The sequence below is a fragment of the Ktedonobacteraceae bacterium genome (assembly GCA_035653615.1).
Lineage (GTDB): Bacteria > Chloroflexota > Ktedonobacteria > Ktedonobacterales > Ktedonobacteraceae > DASRBN01.
Genome location: DASRBN010000010.1, coordinates 1 through 23,924 on the forward strand (window position 1 = coordinate 1; position 23,924 = coordinate 23,924).

At 53.8% G+C, this 23,924-nt stretch carries 20 protein-coding genes; 9 read left to right on the forward strand and 11 right to left on the reverse strand.

Going from position 1 to position 23,924, the window contains the following annotated elements; translation table 11 throughout:
* Positions 1 to 361: 361 nt before the first annotated feature.
* Positions 362 to 1,204 carry an amidohydrolase family protein gene (locus VFA09_05750; GenBank protein ID HZU66761.1) on the forward strand — a complete coding sequence of 281 codons (843 nt, stop codon included), beginning with the start codon at positions 362 to 364 and terminating at the stop codon, positions 1,202 to 1,204.
* Positions 1,205 to 1,226: 22 nt separating this feature from the next.
* On the forward strand, positions 1,227 to 2,252 hold the full coding sequence (locus VFA09_05755; protein HZU66762.1) for an MBL fold metallo-hydrolase: 1,026 nt from the start codon (positions 1,227 to 1,229) through the stop codon (positions 2,250 to 2,252).
* Positions 2,253 to 2,620: 368 nt separating this feature from the next.
* Here VFA09_05755 and VFA09_05760 read toward each other — a convergent pair whose 3' ends face one another.
* Positions 2,621 to 6,697 carry an adenylate/guanylate cyclase domain-containing protein gene (locus VFA09_05760; protein HZU66763.1) on the reverse strand — a complete coding sequence of 1,359 codons (4,077 nt, stop codon included), beginning with the start codon at positions 6,695 to 6,697 and terminating at the stop codon, positions 2,621 to 2,623.
* Between the two features lie 156 nt (positions 6,698 to 6,853).
* Here VFA09_05760 and VFA09_05765 point away from each other — a divergent pair, with 156 nt between their 5' ends.
* Entirely contained in the window at positions 6,854 to 7,411 is a 558-nt protein-coding gene (locus VFA09_05765) for a DUF402 domain-containing protein (protein HZU66764.1), read from the forward strand.
* 73 nt (positions 7,412 to 7,484) lie between these two features.
* Positions 7,485 to 7,895 carry a methylmalonyl-CoA epimerase gene (gene mce / locus VFA09_05770; GenBank protein HZU66765.1) on the forward strand — a complete coding sequence of 137 codons (411 nt, stop codon included), beginning with the start codon at positions 7,485 to 7,487 and terminating at the stop codon, positions 7,893 to 7,895.
* 10 nt (positions 7,896 to 7,905) lie between these two features.
* On the opposite strand, the gene VFA09_05775 is transcribed toward mce, so the two are convergent.
* Together VFA09_05775 and VFA09_05780 are read right to left on the reverse strand one after the other, a co-directional pair.
* The gene (locus tag VFA09_05775; protein ID HZU66766.1) at positions 7,906 to 8,472 is read right to left on the reverse strand and encodes a GNAT family N-acetyltransferase; all 567 of its coding nucleotides are present in this window, start codon (positions 8,470 to 8,472) and stop codon (positions 7,906 to 7,908) included.
* Between the two features lie 13 nt (positions 8,473 to 8,485).
* A complete protein-coding gene (locus tag VFA09_05780) occupies positions 8,486 to 10,078 on the reverse strand; it encodes an acyl-CoA carboxylase subunit beta (protein HZU66767.1) in 1,593 nt (530 codons plus the stop codon).
* A 304-nt stretch (positions 10,079 to 10,382) separates the two neighbouring features.
* On the opposite strand from VFA09_05780, the gene VFA09_05785 reads away from it, so the two are divergent.
* Entirely contained in the window at positions 10,383 to 10,610 is a 228-nt protein-coding gene (locus VFA09_05785) for a type II toxin-antitoxin system MqsA family antitoxin (protein ID HZU66768.1), read from the forward strand.
* 13 nt (positions 10,611 to 10,623) lie between these two features.
* On the opposite strand, the gene VFA09_05790 is transcribed toward VFA09_05785, so the two are convergent.
* The 4 genes from VFA09_05790 to VFA09_05805 all read right to left on the reverse strand — a co-directional run bounded on the left by VFA09_05790 (position 10,624) and on the right by VFA09_05805 (position 15,728).
* Complete coding sequence (locus VFA09_05790; GenBank protein ID HZU66769.1) at positions 10,624 to 11,283, reverse strand: HAD-IA family hydrolase; 660 nt, start codon at positions 11,281 to 11,283, stop codon at positions 10,624 to 10,626.
* Positions 11,284 to 11,371: 88 nt separating this feature from the next.
* Entirely contained in the window at positions 11,372 to 13,393 is a 2,022-nt protein-coding gene (locus VFA09_05795; protein HZU66770.1) for an MFS transporter, read from the reverse strand.
* Between the two features lie 290 nt (positions 13,394 to 13,683).
* On the reverse strand, positions 13,684 to 14,826 hold the full coding sequence (locus tag VFA09_05800; GenBank protein HZU66771.1) for a PQQ-binding-like beta-propeller repeat protein: 1,143 nt from the start codon (positions 14,824 to 14,826) through the stop codon (positions 13,684 to 13,686).
* Between the two features lie 281 nt (positions 14,827 to 15,107).
* Entirely contained in the window at positions 15,108 to 15,728 is a 621-nt protein-coding gene (locus VFA09_05805) for a helix-turn-helix domain-containing protein (protein ID HZU66772.1), read from the reverse strand.
* A gap of 116 nt (positions 15,729 to 15,844) precedes the next feature.
* On the opposite strand from VFA09_05805, the gene VFA09_05810 reads away from it, so the two are divergent.
* Together VFA09_05810 and VFA09_05815 are read left to right on the forward strand one after the other, a co-directional pair.
* Positions 15,845 to 16,747: a TIGR03621 family F420-dependent LLM class oxidoreductase gene (locus VFA09_05810; protein HZU66773.1), complete on the forward strand. Its 903-nt coding sequence runs from the start codon at positions 15,845 to 15,847 to the stop codon at positions 16,745 to 16,747.
* Between the two features lie 570 nt (positions 16,748 to 17,317).
* Entirely contained in the window at positions 17,318 to 17,884 is a 567-nt protein-coding gene (locus VFA09_05815) for a cytochrome P450 (GenBank protein ID HZU66774.1), read from the forward strand.
* A gap of 187 nt (positions 17,885 to 18,071) precedes the next feature.
* Here VFA09_05815 and VFA09_05820 read toward each other — a convergent pair whose 3' ends face one another.
* The 3 genes from VFA09_05820 to VFA09_05830 all read right to left on the reverse strand — a co-directional run bounded on the left by VFA09_05820 (position 18,072) and on the right by VFA09_05830 (position 20,513).
* The gene (locus VFA09_05820) at positions 18,072 to 19,391 is read right to left on the reverse strand and encodes a hypothetical protein (GenBank protein ID HZU66775.1); all 1,320 of its coding nucleotides are present in this window, start codon (positions 19,389 to 19,391) and stop codon (positions 18,072 to 18,074) included.
* Positions 19,392 to 19,506: 115 nt separating this feature from the next.
* On the reverse strand, positions 19,507 to 20,274 hold the full coding sequence (locus VFA09_05825; GenBank protein ID HZU66776.1) for a 3-hydroxyacyl-CoA dehydrogenase: 768 nt from the start codon (positions 20,272 to 20,274) through the stop codon (positions 19,507 to 19,509).
* Positions 20,275 to 20,366: 92 nt separating this feature from the next.
* Positions 20,367 to 20,513, reverse strand: coding sequence for a hypothetical protein (locus tag VFA09_05830; protein HZU66777.1), 147 nt, complete (start codon positions 20,511 to 20,513; stop codon positions 20,367 to 20,369).
* Positions 20,514 to 20,721: 208 nt separating this feature from the next.
* On the opposite strand from VFA09_05830, the gene VFA09_05835 reads away from it, so the two are divergent.
* Complete coding sequence (locus VFA09_05835; GenBank protein HZU66778.1) at positions 20,722 to 22,914, forward strand: kelch repeat-containing protein; 2,193 nt, start codon at positions 20,722 to 20,724, stop codon at positions 22,912 to 22,914.
* 110 nt (positions 22,915 to 23,024) lie between these two features.
* Here the strand turns inward: VFA09_05835 and VFA09_05840 are convergent, their stop codons facing one another.
* Positions 23,025 to 23,210 (reverse strand): hypothetical protein, encoded by a 186-nt coding sequence (locus tag VFA09_05840; GenBank protein ID HZU66779.1) that lies wholly within the window; start codon positions 23,208 to 23,210, stop codon positions 23,025 to 23,027.
* A gap of 198 nt (positions 23,211 to 23,408) precedes the next feature.
* Between VFA09_05840 and VFA09_05845 the strand changes: the two genes are divergently transcribed.
* Complete coding sequence (locus tag VFA09_05845; protein ID HZU66780.1) at positions 23,409 to 23,672, forward strand: ribosomal protein L7/L12; 264 nt, start codon at positions 23,409 to 23,411, stop codon at positions 23,670 to 23,672.
* The last annotated feature ends 252 nt before the right edge of the window (positions 23,673 to 23,924 follow it).

Sequence of the window (23,924 nt, forward strand, 5' to 3'; positions counted from 1 at the left end):
CTGGTGGATAGACCGCGCGTGTGAGCCGGGCAACCGGCGCAGCGGAGCGGCCCTAATGATCGTACGGCTTGTTTCCCTCAAGTGTGGTGATCTGTGATATCAGCATCGGAGGGAACCGTACTAGAAAAAGTAGCTTTCACAAGGAGTATGAGTCAAAACTTCATGCTTCGCGAGCCTCTGCTCATCTCTTGCCTGGTCTCGGCAAAATTGAGGTAATAATGTCTTTGGTGGTTTTTGAAGAGCGCGTAATCCAGCGCTCTTTTTTATTTTTGGATAACCAGAATCTACAAGCTCTATGTTACAATTATTGACAGCAAATCATGAGCGTGAAGGTTCTTAATGGTTCCAGGGAGTGCTCCAAATGCTAATCGATTTTCATACGCACATATTTCCATCGGATGTCCGCGATCACCGGGAGCAATATTGCGCGCGCGATCCCTGGTTTAAGCAACTATACGCGAATCCTCGTACAGAGCTGGCGACCGTGGAGGACCTGGTCGTCGAAATGGATGATGCCGGGGTAGATGCGGCCGTCACATTCTCATTCGGCTGGACCGATGCGGGGCTGATCGAGGAGACGAACAGCTATGTCATCGAGGCCATGAAGCGCTATCCGGGACGAATTTATGGTATGGCAGTACTTCAGCCAACAGTTGGAGCGCGGGCAGCCCTGGAATTGGATCGCTGCGCCAGGGCCGGGATGATCGGGCTGGGCGAATTAATGCCTCACGGCCAGGGTTATAAGCTGAGCGATATTCAACTGCTGATGCCGGTAATGGAAGTTGTGCGCCACCATCAATTGCTGGTGCTGTCACACTGTAGCGAGCCGGTAGGGCATCTCTACCCTGGCAAGGGCGATGTATCGTTGCATGATATCGTTACCTTCCTCACCGCCTTTCCCGATGTGCGTTTTATAGCTGCGCACTGGGGCGGAGGTCTACCATTTTACACGCTCATGCCGGAGATACAGCGCGTCACAGCCAATGTATGGTATGATACTGCTGCCACCGTCTACCTCTACCAGCAGCGTATTTTTCCGGTAGTGGCAGACCTGGTTGGCGCGGAACGAATTCTATTTGCCAGCGATTACGGCCTTTTACGCCAGCGGCGAATTATCACTCATATTGAACAATCCGGCCTGGACGCCGGAGCAGTCAAGATGATATTAGGCGGGAACGCGGAACATCTGTTATTTCACCGGTAAAGCTGCGGGGACATTATTAACTATGCGAGTTATATCATTGGGCAGTGGGAGCAGTGGCAACGCATTACTGATCGAAGCGGGGCCAAAGGGTCGCACGAAAATCCTGGTAGATGCAGGATTCAATGGCAGAACCTTGATTGAGCGCCTGCGGATCGCCGGTACTTCTCCGGCCCAACTGCAAGGTATTTTGCTCACGCACGAGCATACCGATCATATACTGGGTCTGCCAACGCTGGTAAAACGCTATGGCGTACCGGTAATTGCCGATCCTCTCACGATAGAGGCAGTAGAGAGAATTTTTGCCAGCGGCTACATAACTATAGATGCCGACCAATCCACCAGTATCGCAACACTGGCGCGAGACGAGCAGCCATCAACAGGGCAATTGCAAGAGCTGCCCATAGCATATATGATCGCGAATGATAACCGTGAATCTCTATCGGATAATCATACGAACGGTCGCCTCGATGTGGTACAAAATGGCTCTGACCGTCCTATTATCTCACAATCATCCCAGCCGTTCGCGGTCGGCTCGCGCACTATGATTGGCGACATCGAGGTTATCTCTTTTCCGGTCTCGCATGATGCCGTAGCGCCGTGTGGTTACCTGCTGAGCGCCGGCGGTTGTCGTGTGTGCGTGGCTATCGACAGCGGCGAAGTGACCGCGACCATGCTCGAGGCCATGAGCCAGGCCGACCTGCTCGTCATCGAATCCAATCACGACCGCGAAAAACTGCTGCGCGGCCCCTATCCCTATTCCCTGAAACAGCGTATTCTCAGTCCTACTGGCCATCTCTCTAACGACCAGGCAGCAGACGCGGTCTTGCGCACCTGGCGCGGTGACGGCGTGCGCTGGCTCTGGCTCTCCCACCTCAGCCGCACCAACAACACCCCAAAACTGGCCCTGAACAATATGCACACGCGCCTGACCGCCGCCAAAGCCAACCTTGCCCAGGTGCATATCTCCGTCCTGCCACCAGGGATGGGAGGGGTATGGGACTCGACGCAGTTGTGGAGCATGGCTTCGTTGTGGGAGATGGGAGAATGAGGTAGGCTCACGTTCTGCGTCCTTTTCCCACAATCCCCGTCTCCATAAGGGTATACTACAATCAATCGCTAACAGTGTGCCTTGCTGCTCGCATAGTAGAAGTGAAGGATACAGGTCATGATTTTGACAACAGAACGGGAATTGCCAACCATCCTCTAATTGACATAAAAATTAAAAAAGAGAAAAGGTGCGTCCTTTTAGCAAAAGTTCCGACTATTCAGGTGCAATTGAGCGTGTTACCATGTCTGTTACAGGATAGAACAGAGGATAAAAGGAAAGGGTCTTTCACAGGAGTTGAGAATGTCCGTTTCCTGAAAGGTGTGATAGAGGACATCCCACTGCCGGACAACAGCGTTGATGTCGTCAAATCACACCGGTGCCTTACTATCCTGCATCAGGGCTGTGCGTGCCCGCTCTGCCAGTGTGACCGCTTTGAGGGACTCGAAGAAGCCCAGAGCTTGCTCGAAGTAGAGGTGGGCGCGGCCTATATCGGCTTCGCGTGTGACCGGATTGTCGCGGTTGACAACATCAGCGTGGCCGCGGTAGAAGAGGCCGAGACAGTAGAGCGTCTGCCCCCGTTCCAATGGAGTATCGAGTATTTCGAACTGCTTGAGGGCTTCCTGCAGGTCACGCTCGGCATCTTCCCAATGAGCTTGTTCCAGGTGCATGCGACCACGGGCGCGTAGGGCGACAGCATGAAACTTGCGCGACCCTGATTGCTCCGTCAGTGATAGAGCGCGTTCGCACATAGCCTGCTGGGCTTCCACGCTTTCACCGGTAATAACATAAAGTTCGGATAGGATAGCCACAACTGCCGGCGAGGGGAATGGTTCGGTTTGCTGCAAGGCCTCCTTGAAGTCTGAGGTCGCGCGTGTCCATTCTTCGCGGGCGAGATAGATACTTCGCGAGAGTTTGGGTTGGATACCGCGCTGCTCGGCCAGGCGCTTGTATTGGCGCAGCAGGCGGTCACTTTCCTCCTGATCTCCTGTGCGATAGGCAAGGTCGGCCAGCGTCTCCAGCGCATCCAGCTGCCAGTGTTCGTCCTGCTGGTATTGTTCGGTCACACGCAGGATGTTGTGAGCGACCTCGCGCACCTCGTCCCAGCGATTCCATTCGTACCACACATACATGCGACCAATCAGGCTGAGCAGCAGCAGCGAGGGACTTTCCATGGTCTGTGCGATACGCCAGGCCTGACCAAACCACTCCGCGGCAGCCGGATAATCACTGATATACTCGTGCGCCCAACCAAGCGAGGTGTACAGGTCATACAGTTCCTCGCGCCAGCTAATGAGAGGCGCCAGTTCCTCGCGGCGATGTTGTACGGCATGTTGTTCCAGGTACTTATGTTGCCTTTCGTAGATGAATCCCAGCGCATCCAGCGTGACCCACAGCGAATTGGTATCGTTCGCTTCCTCGGCAATACGCAGCGCCTCCTGCCCGCTACTCAAGGCTTTTTCCGCCAGCTCTGCTCGTTTATCCGGGCTGGCGTACTTGATCTGCCGCACATACCACATTGCCTGGTAGGTCAAGAAATCGGCCAGGTCGCCGCCGGGTGGTTTCCCCTCCAGCAATTTCAGGCCAGCATCGATATACGAGCGTACTACCTGCATATCGAGGCGCGTGTTGAACCATCCCAGCCAGCGGGTCGATAATTCTGCCATACTGCGATACAGGCACAGCAGGTCATCCTGGTTAACCTCCTCGGCCTCCTTCATGAGTTCCAGCGCGTGTCCGTACTCATGCCATGCTTCATCTGCATTGGCACGCTGGGCGTAGGCATCGCCGAGTTTCTTATGCATGTTCGCGATGGAGAGCTTATCGGCGTTGAGGGCGATCAATAAATCCAGCGCCTCAGCATATGCCTGAATTGCGCGGATCGTGTAATAGCCGTGAAAAGCCTGGTCTCCTGCTAGCGTCAGATACTGGATTGAGCGCTTGCTCAGTTCCTGACGTGTCAATCGTACCGGCGCTCTTCTATCCTCCTGAATCTCATTGTTGATCTCGCTTGAACCGGCGGAACTGGCCAGTATACTGGCCGACCAGTTTACCAGCGCCTGCCTGTAGTGATAAGCCAGTAATTCCGCGAAAGCGTCGGTGTTACCGGCGGCCTTTTCTTCCAGCCAGAGCGCGAGTTGCGCGTGTTTTTGTGAGCGGCGCAGGCGTGGAATGTTGTTGTAAACCACGTCGCGGATCAGGACGTGCTTGAAGATGAACACGCGGTCATGTTCGACCGGAGTACGCACATGTTTCTCGGTTTCCACGATAAAGTCGCGTTGTGAAAGCACATCCAGTATCTTGAGAATAGTACCGGAGTCGAGGTCCTGGGCGAGTTCAAGAATGCCCGATAGCCAGAAGGTACGGCCGATGATTGCCGCGTATTGGAGTACCTGTTTTTCCACCTGGCTGAGCAGGTCGATGCGCGCCGCCAGCACCCCCTGGATGGTATCCGGCACAACGCGGGGCAGGGGCAATACATAATGCGAATCAATCAGTGTGTCATCGGGCGGGATAGCCGGGCTGGATAGCTCGCTCAGCGTAGCGACGTTCTCCTCGCTCACATGCCAGCAGCCGTGATCATTGACCAGCACGCCCTGATCGATCAGCATGCGCACGATTTCTTCCACGAAGAAAGGATTTCCCTCCGCGCGGTTCTGAATTGTGTAATAAAGGACTTCGGGCAGTTCGTGCGTGCCCAGCAGGCCCGTGATCAGTTCTTCGCTTTCCTCTTTGGTAAGCGCCTCGAGAACGATAGTGGTGAAATTGCGGCGGCCACCCCCCCAGTCGCGTTTGCGCTCGAGAAAGTCTGGGCGAGCAGGACAGATAAAAAGCACTGGCTGGTCGGTGATGCGGTCCGCCAGGTATTCGAGCAGGTCGAGCAGGGCCTCATCCGCCCACTGAAGGTCATCGATGATGAGAATAAGTGGCTGCTGCTGGGCTACTGCCTCAAGCAAGACGCGCCAGGCACGCAGCAGTGCTGCCTGTGGCCCTCCCTGCTCGGTACTTTTGCTATGTGTGCTGCGCTGAATCTCGCGCCTGTCGATAAAACCGAGTTGAGCGGGATCGCCCGTCAGACCACTGCCGATACTGCGCACAAGCGCATTGGTTACCCGCTCGATATCTTCGTTGCGCTTTGCCTGCGCCAGTGTATCGCGCACAAATTCCACGAAGCGATTCTCCAGGTCTTCGCGGGTTTCGCCATCGCGCGCATTCAGCAAGGAGCGCAGGATTTCAACCAGCGGCCAGTAGGTAATACCCTCGCCATAGGGCGGGCAGTGCCCCTCGAGGATGCGGGGAGCGACAGGCCGGCCGGCGTTTGAAGCTGATTTGGCCGCCTCCTGCTCGCGGGCGATAAATTCGCGTACCAGGCGCGATTTGCCTATGCCCGGCGCGCCCAGCAGGGTAATCAAATGCGGGTGTTTTTCGGCCTGCACACGCGCGTAGGTCGCGTGCATCAGTGTCAGTTCCAGCTGGCGTCCTACGAGCGGTGCTTGTAGGCCCTCGATGCCGCGTGGGTGCTGGGTAATGGCCGGTGTACCTGTACGCAGGCCCTCTACTACCCACGCGCGAATAGGTTCCGACTTGCCCTTGAGATGCAGGGGAGCGATTGGACGAAACTCGAAGACGTTGCGTGTCGAGAAATATGTGCGCTCTCCCACCAGGATGGTATCGGGGCTGGCAACCTGCTGCAGGCGAGCGGCAACGTTCACAGCATCACCCGTGATGAGAAAATCTTGCCGGCTGAATTGCGCTCCTGGAGCCGCGACCTCGCCCGTGTTGATGCCAATGCGCATCTGCAAACGCGTCGCTTCCGGGTCCTGTGCCTGCCTTCGCTGGTTGAACCTGGCGAGGGCGGCCTGCATGTCTAAAGCGGCTCGTATGGCACGGTCAGGATCATCTTCATGCGCGATGGGAGCACCAAATACCGCTACGACTGCATCGCCGATATATTTCTCGATGGTACCACCGTGGCGCCGGATCTGCTCTGCCATCAGATTGAAGTAGCCTGCCAGGATCGCTCGCATATCTTCGGGGTCGAGATGGTCTGCCAGTGGTGTTGAACCAATGATATCGGCGAACATGATGGTGACGACGCGCCTTTCTTCCGGCAGCGGCAGCCTGCCCCTGTTGCCATCGCTATAAGGTTTATCTCTTGTGGTCTCCCATAGCATCGCCTGGTTTTCAGCGGCAGAAACGGTTGTCATTTCCTGTGTTTCCCCCGTTGTAGTATCGAGTGCTCCATCGCTGCTCTCGTTTGCAAGACGTGCCGGTGGAGGAGCAGCGCTTGCGCCTTGTGCAGCAAGAGGTGTCCCGCATTCGATACAAAATTTTGCTACCGGCAGGTTCACGGTGCCACAGTTAGGGCAGACCACCAGGCGATTGCCGCATTCCAGGCAAAACTTCGCATTAGGCGGATTGAGTGTATGACAGTTTGGACAGCGCATAGGTATATTTCTCGTCTAATTTAGCGTGATCTGAACAACTTTTTCTGTGCATATTTATTGTACAACAGAACGTAATTACGTGTGGGATACTGGTTTTTACCGCTTGACGTGAACGGTAAATTCGCGTACTATGGGGACGAACGGAAGGGAGTGTATATGCGACTAGATTTTCAGGTGGAGAGTCGAAGTTATGACCAGATGCTGCGTGGCACGTGGCGAGGGTATCAGCTGGACGCAAAAACGCAACTCAGTAATGAGCCGGTGGCGGAGGCGGCAAGTGATTGCCTGCGGCTCTGGCTGCCTGCTGGAACCCTCATGAACTGGTCGACCGCGACGCGTCCACTGCGCTACAATTGTGTGCAGTTTTACTGGCCCAGGCGCTGGTATACATTCAGTGCCATGTATGATGGGCGCACATTAGTGCATACCTATGTTTTCATTATCCAGCCTGCCACCATTGAGCTAGACAGACTTTCCTACGTTGACCTCGACCTGCGCATGCTGGTGCAGCCGGATTTATCATATGAGGTGTTGACCCAGGCCGAATTTGAGGAATTTGCCGAAACACTGAACTACAGCGAGGAGACGCGCATCGGCGCGTTGATGGCGATGGATACCCTGACCAACTCCATTCGGCTGGGTGTAGGTCTCTTCGCAACCATTCCGCACACATTGCGCCAGACCGATTTTCATCTCCAGTCCTGCAAACAGTAGGGGCGGGAGTTGTGGGGATATGGGGTGGGGTGCTTGCACCGCCCTGAGTTCATCATTCAAGAGGAGGTTTGCGATGCCCAAACGCATTGATCATGTTGCCATCATCGTGCGCAACATCGAACAGGCGCTCGTCTTTTACCGTGATACGCTGGGTATTATCCCCAGCGAGATCAAAGAGGTGCCGACGGAGCAGGTGCGCATCGCATTTCTTCCAATGGGCGGTCCCGGCGGCAGCGAGATCGAATTGATCGAGCCGACCACAGCCGACTCCAGCCTATCAAAGTTCCTGGACAAGCGTGGAGAGGGCCTGCACCATATCTGCCTGGAGGTGGAGAATATCGACGCGGCTCTGGCCGAGATGCAGGAAAAGGGCTCGCCGGTGCTGGATAAGCAACCACGCATCGCCGCCGAGGGACGAGCTATCTTTATTCATCCCAAAGCGGCGAATGGAGTGTTGCTGGAGTTGATAGAAAAACCATCTTAATATCTCTTACTTATTCGGCCAGGCGACGATTTGCCTCTCGATAAGAGGGTTCAATGGCATGATATGCCGCCAGAGCATCCTGAAAATCCGAGCGAGATGTGTCTATCGAGCTTAGTGCCAGCCTGTAAACTGGTTCGTTATCCAGCAACTCGCCTGTTGATTTAAATCCTGCCTCGGTATAGAGATGTTGTGCCACGTGATTTTCTGGATGCACGGTGAGTTGAAGAGACCGGCATTGGGGATGATGTTCTCCCAGAAATTGAAGGAATACCTCTAACCCTTTCTTTCCATAACTCTGTCCCTGATAGCGGTAATCGATAAAGAAGTGGAATAGCCAGTAGTTCTCCTGGCTTCCTGGTTCATAAGCCAGTTCCATGAAACCGATCATCTCTGCTCCCTTATAAATCGCATAAGGCACCCATAGCAGCCCGCCTGGACGGATGTACGCTTTTGCCAGCGCAATGACGGCAATCGGAACGTAATCCGCGATGAAGCGTTGTTGTTCGGGATGAACAGCGAGGTGCAACGCGGCACGCCAATTTTCGCGTGTGACCTCGCGTATTGAAAGTTCTTCCATGTATTTCTCCGCATTACAACGGAATATTTCCGTGTTTCTTTGGTGGATTCGAATCCCGTTTGTTTTTCAGCATTTCCAGGGCTGTAATCAGCTTTGTGCGCGTATAGCGTGGCTCGATCACCTCGTCGATGTAGCCCCGGCTGGCGGCGATGTAGGGATTGTTGAACTTCTCGGTATACTCGGCGATCAGTTCCTTGCGGCGCTGTTCGGGGTCCTCGGCCTGGTCAATCTCATCCTTAAACAGAATGTTGACCGCACCTTCCGCGCCCATGACGGCGATTTCCGCTGTGGGCCACGCATAGTTGATGTCGCCGCGCACGTGCTTGCTGTTCATCACATCATAGGCGCCACCGTAGGCCTTGCGCGTAATCACCGTGATCTTTGGCACGGTCGCCTCACAATAGGCGTAGAGCAACTTCGCGCCGTGCCGGATGATGCCGTTATGTTCCTGGCTCACGCCCGGTAGGAATCCCGGCACATCCACGAAGGTGATGATGGGAATGTTGAAGCAGTCGCAGAAGCGCACAAAACGTGCCGCCTTATCCGACGAATTGATATCCAGCACGCCCGCAAGCGAACCGGGCTGCTGCGCCACGATGCCAATAGAGCGACCATTCAAACGCGCGAAGCCAATCACAATATTGGTGGCAAAATACTCCTGCACCTCGAAGAAATCGCCATCATCGACGATATGGCGAATGACGGTCTTTATATCATAGGGCTTGTTCGGATTGTCGGGGATGATGCTGTCCAACGCTTCCTCGGCGCGCGTGGGCGAGTCGATGGGAACGATGCGCGGCGGGTCTTCCAGGTTGTTCGAGGGAATGTAGCTCATCAGCTGGCGAATCAGGCGGATGCAATCAGGCTCGGTGGGACACGAGAAATGAGCGACCCCGCTGGTGCTGTTGTGAACCATCGCGCCGCCCAGCTCCTCGAAGGTCACATCCTCGTGCGTGACCGTTTTCAGCACGTTCGGGCCGGTCACAAACATATAGCTAGTCTGCTCGACCATAAAAATAAAGTCGGTGATGGCGGGCGAGTAGACCGCGCCGCCCGCGCAGGGTCCCATAATGGCCGAAATCTGGGGCACGACGCCGGAGGCCAGGGTGTTGCGCAAGAAAATATCGGCATACGCGCCCAGACTGACGACACCTTCCTGGATGCGAGCGCCGCCGGAGTCGTTCAAACCAATCACCGGGGCGCCATTTTTCATCGCCATATCCATGATCTTGCAGATCTTTTCGGCATGTGCCTCGGAAAGCGAGCCGCCGAAGACGGTGAAATCCTGCGAGAAGACATAGACCAGGCGACCATCGATCTGTCCATAGCCTGTGACGACGCCATCGCCCAGAATTTTCTGCTCGTCCAGCCCAAAGTCCGTGGAGCGATGCGTGACGAACATATCCAGTTCATTGAACGTGCCTGGATCAAGTAAGAGGTCAAGCCGCTCGCGCGCGGTGAGCTTCCCTTTCTGGTGCTGTGCTTCGATGCGTTTCTTGCCACCGCCGAGCATAGCCTGCTCTTTCAAACGGCGCAGCTCTAAAATTTTTTCGTGCGTGCCTTTCAACTCAGAGGATTCTTGAGGAGTACGTTCACTTGTGGTCATGTACTTACATCTCCATACGTAAAAATGCTGTTATGGGTCTGTATGGAGTATAGCATGTAGAGCGAGGGGGTGTCTAATAGGCGCCCTTGCTTTCTTTATTGTTCTACTCCTTACTCGAACTATCAAAAGAACGAATCAAGTGGCTGCGTTTCTTGAAAGAGAGATAGTCCTATGCTATAGTAAAGGCAACTTACAAGTGGTAGTTGCCAGGATAGAAGCAACGAAGCGAGCAATTATAATTACGTCGTATATACCGGATCCGAAGAAATGGGAGCCAGATTTACGCACCAGGAGGAAAAAGTAAATGCAATGCGTTTTTTGTGGACAAGGCGAAACCGAACCAGGATTGGCTACCGTTACTTCGACGCCTGAGAATACGACTGTTGTCTTTCGTGATGTACCGGCGGAGGTATGTACCACCTGTGGCGAGGAGTATCTCAGCAAAGAGATTATGGGCGAGTTATTAAGGATTGCACGTGAGGCGGCACGGGCAGGTGTGCAAGTCGATGTACGCACCTATAAAGCGGCATAATACCTCACCGAGATTACTCTATACCAAATATCTGCTTTAGCATTTCCCAGTCCACCTCATCAAATCCGTAAATAACCTTATCTGCCCGCGACAAATCTTGTTCATCATTGAATCCATTGCGGAAGCCGATGCAGAACATCCCGGCATTTTTAGCTGAGAGAACCCCGTTTTTTGAGTCTTCAATAGCGATGCACCTCTCGGGTCTGATACCCAATTGCCTGGCTGTGAGCAGGTAGATTGCCGGAGATGGCTTTCCCTCGCCATTCAGTTCATCGGCGCTGACCACTACTTTGAAGGATTCCCGCAGGTGAAACCTTTGCAGCACAATATCTATCCAGGTTCTTGGAGAAGATGAGGCCAGGGCGACCGGAATATTGTTCTTATGCAGCCTTGCAAGTAATTCTGTGAAACCTTTGATAAGGGACACTTTCTGGCCGTAAATCTTATTGGCCATTTCCAGGTAGAGTTCCAAAAATTCTGCCTTTGTTTTTTGCAACTGATAGGTATCGACCAGCATTTTGTATACATCGTGTACAGCCAGGCCAATGATCTTATCCTGGTCGTTGACATTCCATGCCGGCGCAAGCGATTGTAGAAAAAAGCCCTCGGTGGTTTTCCAATGAATCTCACTGTCTACAATGACGCCATCCATATCAAAAATGACTGCATCCATGAAAAAAGCCTCTCTAAGAAAATTTTAGCCGGGTTATGAATTTTTATCAGGCGCATTATAGGGTGTCAGGCTATGAAAGCGCAACTGATCAACGGGATGCGCCGACCAACTCTTTTCCAGAATCGGCGCTCAGCAGTTTTGTGGCTACACGATGCAGCAACATGGCAAGCTCCTCTTCCTGTTCTGGGGACCAGCCCTCAAGCAGCTCGGCAAGGCTATCATGATAGGCTTTATGTAATTTATCGAATGCCTGCTGACCTGACGATGTCAGTTGTAATTGCCCGCCTGCCTGTCCATCTGCCCGTGCTGTCTCTGCAACCAGACCTTTGTGTTCCAGCTGCTCTATAGCAGGAGAGAGCTTGTCTATTGGTACCTGCACGCGCTCTGCCAGGTTCGACTCGGAGACTGGAGCCTGCTCCTGAATGCGAAAGAGGAGCCAGCAGGAGAGAGGATCGAGGTCAATCCCGGCGCGTTCCGCGAGGCGTCGATACATAAGCTCCCTGCTGTCACGGCTGGCCAGCACATGCAGCGCCAGTTCGATCTCCTCTTGCGAAGAGCGCGCTGCCGGCATCGCGAAGGTGTGTCCTACATCGGTCGCCTCGGCTGTCTTGCGCAGTTGTATCTCCGGCAGGAACCAGGTAAGAATGAATGCCACTGCTGCAATTGGCGCGGCCACCAGGAAGACCAGCGAGAGCGATTGGGCGTAGGCATGCACAAACTCTGCACGCAGCGCTGCCGGCAAATGCTGGATCGCCGCGGCATTCTCGGCGCTGTTTAAATTGAAACCGGGCGGCAGCGAGGAGGCCAGGGAAGCAAGATTCGAGGTAAGCGCGTTAGCGAAGATGGCGCCGAAAATGGCCGTTCCGAAGGAGCCACCAATGGAACGGAAGAAGGTCGCGCCGGATGTCGCGGTGCCCAGATTGCGGTATTCGACAGCGTTTTGTACAGCGATCACCAGCACCTGCATTACCAATCCCAGCCCGAAGCCCAGTACAAGCATGTAGAGTGAGGCCAGGAGAATACTCGTTTGCGCGTTCATCAGCGAAAGCAGGTACAGGCCAACTATCATCAAGGCTGTACCAACTATTGGAAAGACCTTATAGCGTCCCCAGCGCGTGATAAGCTGCCCGCTGATGATCGATGTGGTTAGCACTCCCGCCATCAGCGGCACCATCCGCAGGCCAGAAGCGGTAGGCGACGCACCATTGACCACCTGGAGAAAGAGCGGCAGGTAGGTCGTCGCACCGAAGAGCGCAAATCCGACTACGAAGCCAATCGTACAGGCAAGAATAAAGACGCGATTGCGGAACAATTCAAGCGGCAATACAGGTTCGGCAGCGCGTTGTTCCACGATGATGAAAGAGATAATAAGGACTATAGCACAGCCGGCAAGAATGAAAATTGGCGCGGATTCCCAGGGATAAATAGTGCCGCCGAGAGTAGTGAGCAGTACCAGGGCTGTAGCCGCGGCTGCCAGCAATGCCGTTCCAAAATAGTCAATCTTATGATGCCCATGTGGACCCGAAGCTTGCAAAGCAATGGCAATCACTACCAGCGCGGCAGCCCCGATAGGGATGTTGATATAGAATACCCAGCGCCAGGTAAGGTTATCGACAAAGAACCCTCCCAGCAGCGGCCCAGCAACACTTGAAAAGCCATAGACAGCGCCAAAGATGCCCTGGTAGCGCCCGCGCTCGCGAGGGGGCACAATATCGCCGATAATGGCCTGGGCAAGCACAATCAATCCACCACCGCCCAACCCTTGAAAGGCGCGAAAAATGATCAGTTCAGTCATATTCTGGCTGATGCCGCATAAGGCGGAACCGATCAGAAAGATGACAATCGTGGCCTGGAAGAGCCGTTTGCGCCCGTAAAGATCACCCAGTTTGCCCCATAGCGGCGTGGAAACAGTCGAGGCCAGCAGGTAGGCTGTCACCACCCATGATAGCTGGTTCAACCCTCCCAGGTCGCTCACAATTGTCGGGAGCGCGGTTGCCACGACGGTCTGGTCAAGCGAGGCAATCAACATCGCCAGCATAAGCCCGGAAAATACCACCCATACTCTGCGCTGTTCCGTGGTTTGTCCTCCTTGAACCTGTGTTACGGACATGCCATGCGCTCCTTTCTCTCCACAGATGTCAGAAAACAGTCCTCCATCGTCCATGATGGGGCGTAGGGGCCAGTGCTATCTCAGTTGTAGTATGAGATATGATATCACATAGAGTTGGAGCGAATATAATAAATAGTTGAGTCAATCAGGAAGGATGATAACTCTTATACACATGCGTATTCATAACGTAGAGTAGAAAGCGAAAGGCAAACAAACATAAAAAGGGAAGCCAGCAATCTACACGCTGGCTTCCCTTTTACTTGAATCGAACCTTCCCTGCTAAAAGCCACTCATCCATACACCGCGAGTAGATCTCCCGCCGGAACCGCGACAACCTGGTCGCCAGCGGCCAGGCTGGCAAATTCTGCCTGCCCCATCGGCGCGCCCACTTTTGTCGACCATACCTGGCTTCCGGTGCTGGCATTCAAGGCATAGAGGTTACCCTGTGAGGAACCAATATAGACGTATGAACCATCGACAATGGGTGCGGTAACCAGGGAGCCATCGCCGTTAAAAATCCATAGCACGGTATGATTGCTCAGGGTCTCCGCGGACAGCGTCGAGCCATTCAGGAAGTAGCCCATCTTGCCGCTGAAAGCCGGTGGCTGCGTGGCAGTATATGAGCCAACAAGCTTGCCATTGGATGCGTTAAGAATCAGGTCACCCTCAAAATCGCGCGTGTAGAGGCGGTTTTGGTAGAGCGCAGTTGTTGCCCCGCCGCCGCCTTCGCATGGACCCGAGTAATGCCAGATAAGCGCCCCGCTCTTGGGCGCGAAGTCGTAGGCCTGGTTGCAGGCATAGGAAACATAGACGCCATTTTTGTCCACAGCGGGCGAACTATCGTCCCCGTTTTCCACGGACTGCGTCCATACCTGCGCGCCGTTTTTCTCATTGAAGGCATAGACCGTTCCACCGCTGCCCGCGGCCCCGGTATAGACGAGACCATGCAGGGCCGTAGGCGGAGATGAGAACGAGTACTGGCTAGTAATCTGTGTCGTCCACAGCAACTTGCCATTCTTCGCCGCGTAAGCTTGCAAAATACCGGCCCCGTTTAAAGTAAAGACACGACCGGAATCATAGGTTGCGGTAGCGAAATTGCCCGAAGACCCGATATCAATAGGACCCCAGGCTGTTTGACCGGTTGCCAGGTCAAAGGCGTAAAGAAGTCCTTCGCCCTGCGAGGTAGTTGCCGTCACGAAAACCTTGCCTTCGGCGATCAGAGGATAGTAAGCAGTACCGCCGAGTGTTGCTGTCCACTTGAGATTGAGTGGAGGAGTGAGATTGTCGGTCTGCAAGCCATCATGCTGGGTATTGATGTGATAGGCGGTTGCCGACGTTGACGAGTGTTTCGCTGCATTAACGGTAGGTGTTGGCACGATAGCGAGTAGAGATAGGAGAACGATACATGTTCCCCAGATTGACCATCTGTTCATGAAAATCCCCCTTTCAGAACGAGCCTGAATAATCCCATACATCTCTCCTGCTCGTCAGGTAGCGGTTGTATGGTGTGGTCAATACATGTTCAACTCAGCCAATCTTGTACGAATGCCATTGTATCTGCCAGAAAATAAAACTGGCCTGAAAGTGGCTTTGGAAGTGCAGGTGGCAACTTATCAGTAGAAAGCATCCCCCCTTTCTCTACAGGTCTTTCTCGTGGAGATAGAAATTCCCTCTTCAATCATAGCAGGCAAGCTTTGGGAATGCAAGGTGCAAACTATCCTTCTTTCAAATCAAGCGCCTTATACGCAAGTTGCCGCACGATAGGCGCAACTTCCTCAAGGCTACGCTCGGGACCGGCAAGGGTATCGAAGCTTTCGAAGCTCAGAAGGGTGTAGAGAATATTGACTACCTCGTCCGCTTCCTCTGCGCCCGGTTGTCCGTATTTTTCCGTGAGTCGCCCTACGATGACACGAAGACCCTGCCTTCGCCGCTCGTCTCGTGCCCGCACCACCTGCTCGAAGTCCGGGTCAAGCGCTGCCAGGGCGCGAAGTCGACGAGTTACGAGCCGGTCCGAGTTCCAGAAACGGCCGAAGATGGCAATATATTCATCCAGGGCCTCGAGTGGTTCGGAACGACGAAAGGCATTAGGCAGTTGATCCATGCCTCCCTGCATAGCAAGGTAATCGCTCAAGGCCTCAAGCAGCCCGACCTTGGAGCCGAACTGGTGATAGACGGTCATGCGGGCAACATCCGCCTTGCGCGCTACGGCATCGATGCTGAAACCGGAAAAACCCTCACTCTCCAGCAGCAACTCACGCGCCGCGGCCAGAATACGAGCTCGTGTTTGTTCAGAAGCGGCCTGCCGCTGCCCCATACGATACGGACGAGGACTCATAATTGACTTGACATCTCCCAAATTTCATTGTATGATCTGTCCAACTAATTTGATTGGATAGGCTGGCTACATAATAGAAGCTTTTAACGTTTTTGTAAAGGAAGGAGAACGACTTTATGAACCGACCATTTCGCTTCGGTGTAACCGTAAGCAATGCCCCATCGCGTAGCGCGTGGATTACAACTGCCCGCAGGATCGAGCAGTTGGGTTATTCATCGATGCTCATGCCTGATCGTCCCTCGCTGGGAGGGCTTGCCCCGCTCACTGCACTGGCTGTGGCTGCTGAAGCAACCTCGTTACTACGCGTTGGCAGTTATGTATTCTGCAATGATTATCGCCACCCGGTAATACTAGCCAGGGAGGCTGCCACGCTGGACCTGCTTTCCGAGGGTCGTTTCGAACTTGGCCTGGGAGCAGGAGTCAGTCCAACTGAATTTCAACAAATGGGTATTCCGTTTGCCAGCGGGGGTACTCGCATTGGACATCTTGAAGAAACGATCCAGTTGATGAAACAGCTTTTTACGGAAGAGACCGTGAATTTCAGCGGAAAATACTACACGATTACGGGGATGAGGGGCTATCCCAGGCCTGTGCAGAAGCCATATATGCCCATCCTGGTAGCAGGGACAGGAGAACGCATACTGAAACTGGCAGCCCGGGAAGCGAATATCATTGCTATCGGGTCAAGAATGTTTGCGCAGCGTATAGGCACTACGCAAGCTACCGATGCTGCAGACGCGACACTTGAGCAAAAGATTGCCTGGATCAAAGAAGCTGCCGGAAATCGCTTTGCCGACCTGGAACTGTGCCAAACGATCTTCGATAAGGAGATCAGCGATAGTGACACTCCCATTTCTCAAGCAGGAGGGCCACCGATTCTGAAGAGGCCACTAACCATCGAGCAGGCGGTGGAGGAACTGCTGGAGCAACGGGAGCGCTACGGATTCTCCTATCTTCAGGTTCATCAGGGGCAGATGGAGAATTTTGCTCCGGTGGTTGCGCGGCTGGCAGGGAAATAAGAGCATCTTGCATTGGCTCACGGCTTGTCATCTTGCCATGAAAAAGTGGCCGGGAAATGTCATTCTGAGCGCAGCGAAGAATCTGAGGCAACCAACCGGTCCCTCCCACCTGAGATTCTTCGCTGCGCTCAGAATGACACGCGAGCGGGTCTTTTTTCCTTACTCGATATCAGCCCTCCTGGAGAACCGTTTCTGCTCTACTATAGTCGCCATGGCTTTCATGTACTTTTCCCAGCTATGATAGAACTGTAGCCAGGCCACTATGATCTTGCGACGAGCGGGTCGCCTATTCTGCACCTAAAAGATAGCTCTCCGCCTTAGCGGTAGATGGAGGTTAGGGCGTGAATAACCTTGCGAAACAGGTAATGAGAGGAAGCCGGACAGTACATGTCAGCTTCCTCTCGTTCCCAATAAGACAAAGTGATCCGCACGCTGCTTTCTAACGTATAGGTGGTATTGAATCTCGTTAAGCAGGGCTGGTGCAGGAGGACCTCCAGATCCATGAAATCGCAGGTAGAGAATGATCGACGAATATGAGATGAAACGGGGCAAGCAGAAAGGATAACTGCAATGACGAAGAGCAAGCCACCGGGCCCCACTGGACTTCCGCTGCTCGGCTCCGTCTTCCCCTGGCTGCGAAACCAACCACGCTTCCTGCTGGAGACTTACCGGCGCTATGGTGAAGTTGTACGTTTCGAGTTCCTGGGTTTTCATGGCGCGATACTTCACGGAGCGGAAGCCAATCGCTATATCCTGATAGATGCTGTAGACAACTTCCAGGTCGGCCCTGTTATTGATAGGGCACGTGCCCGTTGGATTGTAGGGCAAGGGATTCTATTTATCGACGAGCCTGAACACCGGCAGCAGCGTCGTTTGCTGCTGCCCTCAATACATCGCAAACGTATCGAGACATATCAGCAGGTAATGCGCGAGGTAACAACACAGATTCTCGACTGCTGGCAGTCCGGCTTATTTACGACCGCCCATTGTCTAGACGATGGGGAATACTTCATACGAGTTGTCTGTTATGGCAAGCTTAACCCCTCCATCTATCAAAAGCTTAATCGTATCCCTTTTGACCTCAATCCTATAGGTATGCCAAGCAGCGCCAGGGTCAAAAGGAGAGTTAGCCAATGAAGAACCGAAGTCTCCTGCATGTGATGAGATTTCCGTTGAAGGATTTTGAAGATCGACTCCAACTGAATATCCCTGCCAACTCTCATCACTATTAGTGGAGGCACGAACCACTAGTGCAAATTGAGAATAGCAACAGCGGGGCCAATTCACGACTTGAATAGTTGCATCGAGGCTAAAGTATATGCATTTATGACCCGAAGACAAACACAGTCCCAGCCAGCATCGCGTAAAGCAATACCAGTAGCAGACCTTCCAGCCAGACCAGTTCACCGTCGTGGGTGATCTCATTGAAGAGGAAAGTCGCCAGCCCCAACGCACCAATCTCTACGATGCTGAAGATCAGGTCCAGGCGCTGTGGGGCCAGCAGGCTAAATAGCACCAGAATCGGCGCGACAAGCAGGGCGATCTGGATTGACGAGCCGGCAGAAGCAGCCAGCACCATACCCATGCGTTTGTCGAGCGCCATGTTGATGGTGTTGAAGTACTCCGGGATGCCGCCGATCAGTGGCAGGAAGACCAGGCCGACAAAGGCCGGATTCCAGCCGAGTACTTTGGTGAAAGGTTCAATCGTCCCTACCAGGATATCCGAGACAATGCCGACTCCGACTGTGGCGATAACCAGCAGACCGAGCGCGCGCCAGAGGTTTGGTTTCGGCTCCTGCTTCGGTGTCGCCTTCGTGCCGGAAGCTGGCTTCGCTGCATCAGATGGGGTGGTAGTGGATGTAGCCGCTGCCGGAACCTGGGGACTCTTACCAGCTTCGTGAGTTCTAATGATATCGACGGTGGCATCAATCTGACGCAATACGCTGCTCTTATGAGGCTTTGAGTTGCTTGCCACCTCATGCCGGTAGGCCAGCAGGCGTCCAATGGCGGCCTGGGAGCGCGCACCCACTACCGGGTCGAGTTCGCTGGATTCTCCCTCTTCTTCCTGTGCTGTATCGCGGACGCGGAAGACGCTGAAGAGGATTGAGGCGAGATAGCCCAGCAGGAGAAGTACGGCGATGAAGTCGGAAAGCAGCGTCCCGCGCTCGATGATTTGCGCTTGACCTGAGTGCGCCGCCAGCAGTTCGGCAACGGCAGGCAGGAAGAGACCACCCAGGCAGAGCGCCAGCAGCGAGGCATATTGGCTGGCCGGACGTACCTCGAAGCGCAGGCGGCCATGTTTGAAGCCTCCTACCAGGGTTGCGACTCCCAGTACTAGCAGCACATTGCCCAGGATCGAGCCGATGATAGAGGCTCTGACCACATCCACCAGCCCCTCGCTCAGCGCCAGCAGGCCAATGATCAATTCGGTCGCATTGCCGAAGGTCGCGAAGAGCAGTCCGCCGATACGCTCGCCGGTATGTTCGGCCACCTGCTCCACCGATTGCCCGATCAAGGACGCCAGCGGCAGGATGCCAAGGCCCGCGATGACAAACAACAGTAGTGGTGGCACGGCGATATGCAAGAATGCAAGCACAACCGCCAGCGCAGCGAAGATCAGCAGACCATAAAACCAGCGAGACATACGCTCTCCCTTTTCTAGATGTTCTCTTCTTCCTCTCTAGTAAAGGGTATCTGAGCGGTGCTGTCTACGGTAAAAGTGCGGAAAGCGGATTCCTCTTATGGCTTTTTTGAAAAACTCATCTGGGAGCCATGCGTATCGCCCCGTCCAGCCGAATCACCTCCCCATTCAACATCTCGTTCTCAATAATATGCTTTGCCAATGCAGCATATTCGCTGGGACGGCCCAGGCGCGGTGGGAACGGCACCTGCTGGCCAAGCGAGATGCGCGCAGGCTCTGGCAGACTGCCCAGCAGCGGCGTATCAAAAATACCGGGGGCAATGGTCATCACGCGAATACCGTTGCGAGACAGATCGCGTGCTATCGGCAGTGTCATGCCGACGATGCCACCCTTGGATGCTGAATAGGCCGCCTGTCCGATCTGACCGTCGAATGCCGCGACCGAGGCCGTATTGATAATCACGCCGCGCTCGCCACCCTCGTTGGGCGTGTTCTCCGCCATTGCCGCTGCCGCCAATCGAATCGCATTAAACGTACCAATCAAGTTGATATTGATTACGCGCGTGAAAGACGCGAGGCTGGCAGGGCCATTCTTGCCCAGCACTCGTTCGGCTATGCCGATGCCCGCGCAGTTGATCAGCACATACAGGCCGCCAAATTTTTCGACTGCGGCCCGCACCGCCGCCTGCATCGATTCCTCTTCAGTCACGTTGGTCTGCACAAATAAGGTTGAGCCGCCCAGCTCGTTTGCCAGCGCCGTACCCGTCTCGCTATTGAGGTCCGCGATCACTACTTTCGCCCCAGATTGTGTCAGGAGTCGCACGCAGGCCGCGCCCAGGCCGGATGCGCCACCGGTTACTACAACGCCTTTGTTTTTTACGTCCATATTGTCTCGTACCTTTCTGTTGTGAAATAGAATCTTCTCCTTACGAAGTCGGTGGTAAGGATGGTTCTTCATGTATTCTACAACAGACTATTTCAATCGTCCTGTAGGGATAGCGTGCTACGTCCTTGCTTTCCGCGAGGCAGGCCGATGAATCGGCGGTGGGCGCGATTCATCGGCCCCTGCGGCTGTGCTGGCTGGCCGATCATCGCCCGGTTGCCGGAGTAGTTGTGAAACCTCATGGCTGCCTTATACTTCTACAAGAAAATTCCCTTGAAAAAGTAGAGAATATTGTGTATAATTGCAAAGGTCGATTCGTAAAACATCTGGGGGAGGCCAGAAATCTTGCCAGCCAGGCCTTGCTCCATCCTGCCGTATTCCTATAGACAAGACACAATTTGGTGCCTTTCCATTTCGTGGTGATGGCCGGTCAGTAGAAAGGATTCTCTTATGCTTCGACATGTACGGCAACCGTTTCTCCTGGTTATTCTTCTGGTAGGATTATTTTCATTGGCGGTAGGAGTCGCATCGGCTCAGACACGTACACCTTTTAAAGCAAAAGGAGGTACCTGGAGTTTGACCGGCAGCATGAATGTTGCGCGAGCAAGTCATACCGCGACGCTCTTGCCTGATGGAAACGTTCTCGTCGCGGGAGGTACTTCAACATCCTTTACCGGTGGCATACCGGGAATGTTGAAAATGCTCAAAGTTCATCCAGAGGCTGCTCTAGGCTCTGCCGAGTTATATGATCCATCGACCGCTACGTGGAGCTTGACCGGCAGTATGCATTATAGACGTGCTGGTCATACCGCGACTTTGCTGCCGAATGGGAAAGTTCTGGTTGCCGGGGGATATACCAATACAGCCGAGTTGTACAATCCCAAGAACAGCAAATGGACACGCACAGGGAGCATGCAAGTTCCTCGCGATGTTGCGACAGCCACGCTGCTTCCCAATGGTAACGTGCTGGTCGCCGGAGGATACGATGTCGAGACCCAAAGTTATCTGAACTCCGCCGAAATTTATACTCCCTCAACCGGAAAATGGAGTCCGGCGGCCAGCATGAATTTTGCGCGCGCCATCGCGACGGCGACCCTTTTACCCAATGGCCTGGTCCTGGTTGCAGGTGGTGCTGATAGTAATGGAGTAGCTCAGGCATCAACCGAACTGTATGACCCGGCAAAAAATACCTGGACGGTCGGCCCAAGTATGAATATCGCGCGTGATAGTCACACGGCCACACTCTTACCCAATGGGCAGGTCTTAGTTGCAGGCGGCTCCAACCCTGGTGGCGATACAGATACGGCAGAACTCTATGATCCGGCCAAAAACCAGTGGACCCTGACGAATCCAATGCATACCTCGCGCAGTGGGCATACCGCGACATTGCTGAATAACGGCCAGGTGCTGGTCGCCGGAGGGTATGATACCGCGACTACCGAATTGTATGACCCAGGCAAGGGGCAATGGTTCATTACCGGGAGTATGAGTACTCAACGCCTGAACTTTACTGCCACTTTACTGTCAGATGGCAAAGTGTTAGCCGCTGGCGGCGAAGATGGCAATCTTTCACCGTTAGCCTCGGCAGAACTCTATACGCCACCGGGACATAATCCACCGCCAACGAAGTGGCAGCTCACAGGGAGCATGAACGATGCTCGTGAGGAACACACTGCTGTTCTTCTGCCCAATGGCAACGTTTTAGTTGCGGGGGGAAATGGCAGTTCAGGAGGCCCGCTCGCATCCGCCGAGCTATATGACCCCTCGACCGGCACCTGGAGCCGTACAGGCAGTATGAACGACGCGCGTTACTGTCATACGATGACGCTGCTGCAAAATGGTGATGTTCTCGTTGCAGGTGGTTCTGATTTGAGCAGTACCCTGGCAACTGCCGAGTTATATGACCCCTCTAGCGGCAAGTGGAGTCCAACCGGCAGTATGAATGTTCCTCGTTGCAGGTTTACTGCGACACTACTGAATAACGGTGAAGTTCTGGTCACTGGCGGTATTAACAATAACGGTATCCAGTCGTCATCCGAACTGTATAACCCCTCGACCGGCACCTGGAGTTTAACCGCTAGCATGAATAGTCCGCGCTACTTCCATCAGGCAACGCTACTGCCCGGTGGCGATGTGCTGGTTGCGGGTGGCTCAAACAATGGCCAGACCCTGGCTACAGCGGAAGTGTATGATCCATCTAAGGGGACGTGGAGCTTGACCGGCAGTATGCATAGCCCTCGTATTGGTCATACCATGCTGCTATTACCCAATGGTCAGGTACTTGTTGCTGGTGGCGACGATTCTACCGGTCATTTCCTGGCATCCGCAGAGCTTTACGATCCCGGTTCAGGCGCCTGGAGTCTGACCGGCAGCATGCATACCTCTCGGGCCAACCATGTTATGGTACTGCTATCCAACGGGCAGGTTCTGGTTTCTGGTGGCCAAAATACATCCCAGTTTTCAGCACTCGCATCGGCGGAGCTATACAATCCTGCCACCGGCAAATGGAAAACCACTGATAACATGTACTCGACACGTGTCTATCACACGGCCACCCTTTTAAACAATGGGCAGGTGTTGGTCGCGGGAGGACGAGATACAAACTTCAGTACGCTTTCGTCGGCAGAATTGTATACGCCTTGAGGTTCAACAATGAAGCTGGCCCTTGTGAGAAAAGATATCGCAGATACTCTTTCTTACAGAGGCCAGCTTCATCTTTTGCACTGCTTCTACTACGTATCAACGGCAATATCTCAAGGTATTTCTCGGAGGACTGCTACCGTTAAATCGGAAACACGGCGGAAGGCGCCATCATTGGTTACAAAAAGCATACATGTAACGATGACCGTCGCTTCTTGCCCAGGAATAAGTTGTGGTGTGCTGATTTCGATTTTGCCCCCTGGCAACACAACAGTCTTGACACGTAATTCAGTCGCCATGGGCAACACGTTCCTTTCGTTGCTAGATGTATGTCCTATCATTCTTATACCCTTTATATCATACATTCACAGCAATGCAACTTATAAACCGGCTATGACTGGTTGACATCCAGCCGAGCTATATGCGATGATGCCCACGTAAAAACTCTTGCATATTTCGAAGAGTTCGGCGTCATGCTCTTGAAAAGGATGAAACATATGGATAACCTGGAACTTGAAGTTGAAGTGCGCAATCGTCTTCGTCGCCTGGAACAGAAGGTAGATTTTCTCCTCAACGAACTCGGTCTTGCACAAAAGGAAGCCGCTGCTGCTGGCAGCCTGCCGCGAGTTGACCCGGCTCTGGCCGAAGTAATGGTATTGCTCCAACAGAACAAGAAAATTGAGGCGATTAAGCTTTACCGCGAGATAACGGGAGCCAGCCTGGCTGAGGCTAAACACGCGATAGATAACATGACGTATTAGCAAAAATCTTGACGTTTCCCGCGAAATCTGTCATACTATACTGCAATACATCAGTTGCGCAAACAAAAGCAATGATGGGGAAAAGTAGGCCGCTGAACATACTACAGAGAGAAAGGGTCGCTGGCTGCAAGCCCTTTCGTATAGTCACAGGTTGAAGTTCGCCCCAGAGCTGGCTGTTGAGCAGGTATGTTGACCTGGGTAGACAGTGCCGGGTTGCCCCCGTTACCGGGCAGGCCGAGAGGAACTCGCGCA

What these genes read in the sequence shown, in the direction of transcription:
- VFA09_05750 (HZU66761.1), top strand. Translation starts at nt 362, where the DNA reads ATGCTAATCGATTTTCATACGCACATATTTCCATCGGATGTCCGCGAT.
- VFA09_05755 (HZU66762.1), top strand. Translation starts at nt 1,227, where the DNA reads ATGCGAGTTATATCATTGGGCAGTGGGAGCAGTGGCAACGCATTACTG.
- VFA09_05760 (HZU66763.1), bottom strand. Translation starts at nt 6,697, where the DNA reads ATGCGCTGTCCAAACTGTCATACACTCAATCCGCCTAATGCGAAGTTT.
- VFA09_05765 (HZU66764.1), top strand. Translation starts at nt 6,854, where the DNA reads ATGCGACTAGATTTTCAGGTGGAGAGTCGAAGTTATGACCAGATGCTG.
- mce (HZU66765.1), top strand. Translation starts at nt 7,485, where the DNA reads ATGCCCAAACGCATTGATCATGTTGCCATCATCGTGCGCAACATCGAA.
- VFA09_05775 (HZU66766.1), bottom strand. Translation starts at nt 8,472, where the DNA reads ATGGAAGAACTTTCAATACGCGAGGTCACACGCGAAAATTGGCGTGCC.
- VFA09_05780 (HZU66767.1), bottom strand. Translation starts at nt 10,078, where the DNA reads ATGACCACAAGTGAACGTACTCCTCAAGAATCCTCTGAGTTGAAAGGC.
- VFA09_05785 (HZU66768.1), top strand. Translation starts at nt 10,383, where the DNA reads ATGCAATGCGTTTTTTGTGGACAAGGCGAAACCGAACCAGGATTGGCT.
- VFA09_05790 (HZU66769.1), bottom strand. Translation starts at nt 11,283, where the DNA reads ATGGATGCAGTCATTTTTGATATGGATGGCGTCATTGTAGACAGTGAG.
- VFA09_05795 (HZU66770.1), bottom strand. Translation starts at nt 13,393, where the DNA reads ATGTCCGTAACACAGGTTCAAGGAGGACAAACCACGGAACAGCGCAGA.
- VFA09_05800 (HZU66771.1), bottom strand. Translation starts at nt 14,826, where the DNA reads ATGAACAGATGGTCAATCTGGGGAACATGTATCGTTCTCCTATCTCTA.
- VFA09_05805 (HZU66772.1), bottom strand. Translation starts at nt 15,728, where the DNA reads ATGAGTCCTCGTCCGTATCGTATGGGGCAGCGGCAGGCCGCTTCTGAA.
- VFA09_05810 (HZU66773.1), top strand. Translation starts at nt 15,845, where the DNA reads ATGAACCGACCATTTCGCTTCGGTGTAACCGTAAGCAATGCCCCATCG.
- VFA09_05815 (HZU66774.1), top strand. Translation starts at nt 17,318, where the DNA reads ATGACGAAGAGCAAGCCACCGGGCCCCACTGGACTTCCGCTGCTCGGC.
- VFA09_05820 (HZU66775.1), bottom strand. Translation starts at nt 19,391, where the DNA reads ATGTCTCGCTGGTTTTATGGTCTGCTGATCTTCGCTGCGCTGGCGGTT.
- VFA09_05825 (HZU66776.1), bottom strand. Translation starts at nt 20,274, where the DNA reads ATGGACGTAAAAAACAAAGGCGTTGTAGTAACCGGTGGCGCATCCGGC.
- VFA09_05830 (HZU66777.1), bottom strand. Translation starts at nt 20,513, where the DNA reads ATGAGGTTTCACAACTACTCCGGCAACCGGGCGATGATCGGCCAGCCA.
- VFA09_05835 (HZU66778.1), top strand. Translation starts at nt 20,722, where the DNA reads ATGCTTCGACATGTACGGCAACCGTTTCTCCTGGTTATTCTTCTGGTA.
- VFA09_05840 (HZU66779.1), bottom strand. Translation starts at nt 23,210, where the DNA reads ATGGCGACTGAATTACGTGTCAAGACTGTTGTGTTGCCAGGGGGCAAA.
- VFA09_05845 (HZU66780.1), top strand. Translation starts at nt 23,409, where the DNA reads ATGGATAACCTGGAACTTGAAGTTGAAGTGCGCAATCGTCTTCGTCGC.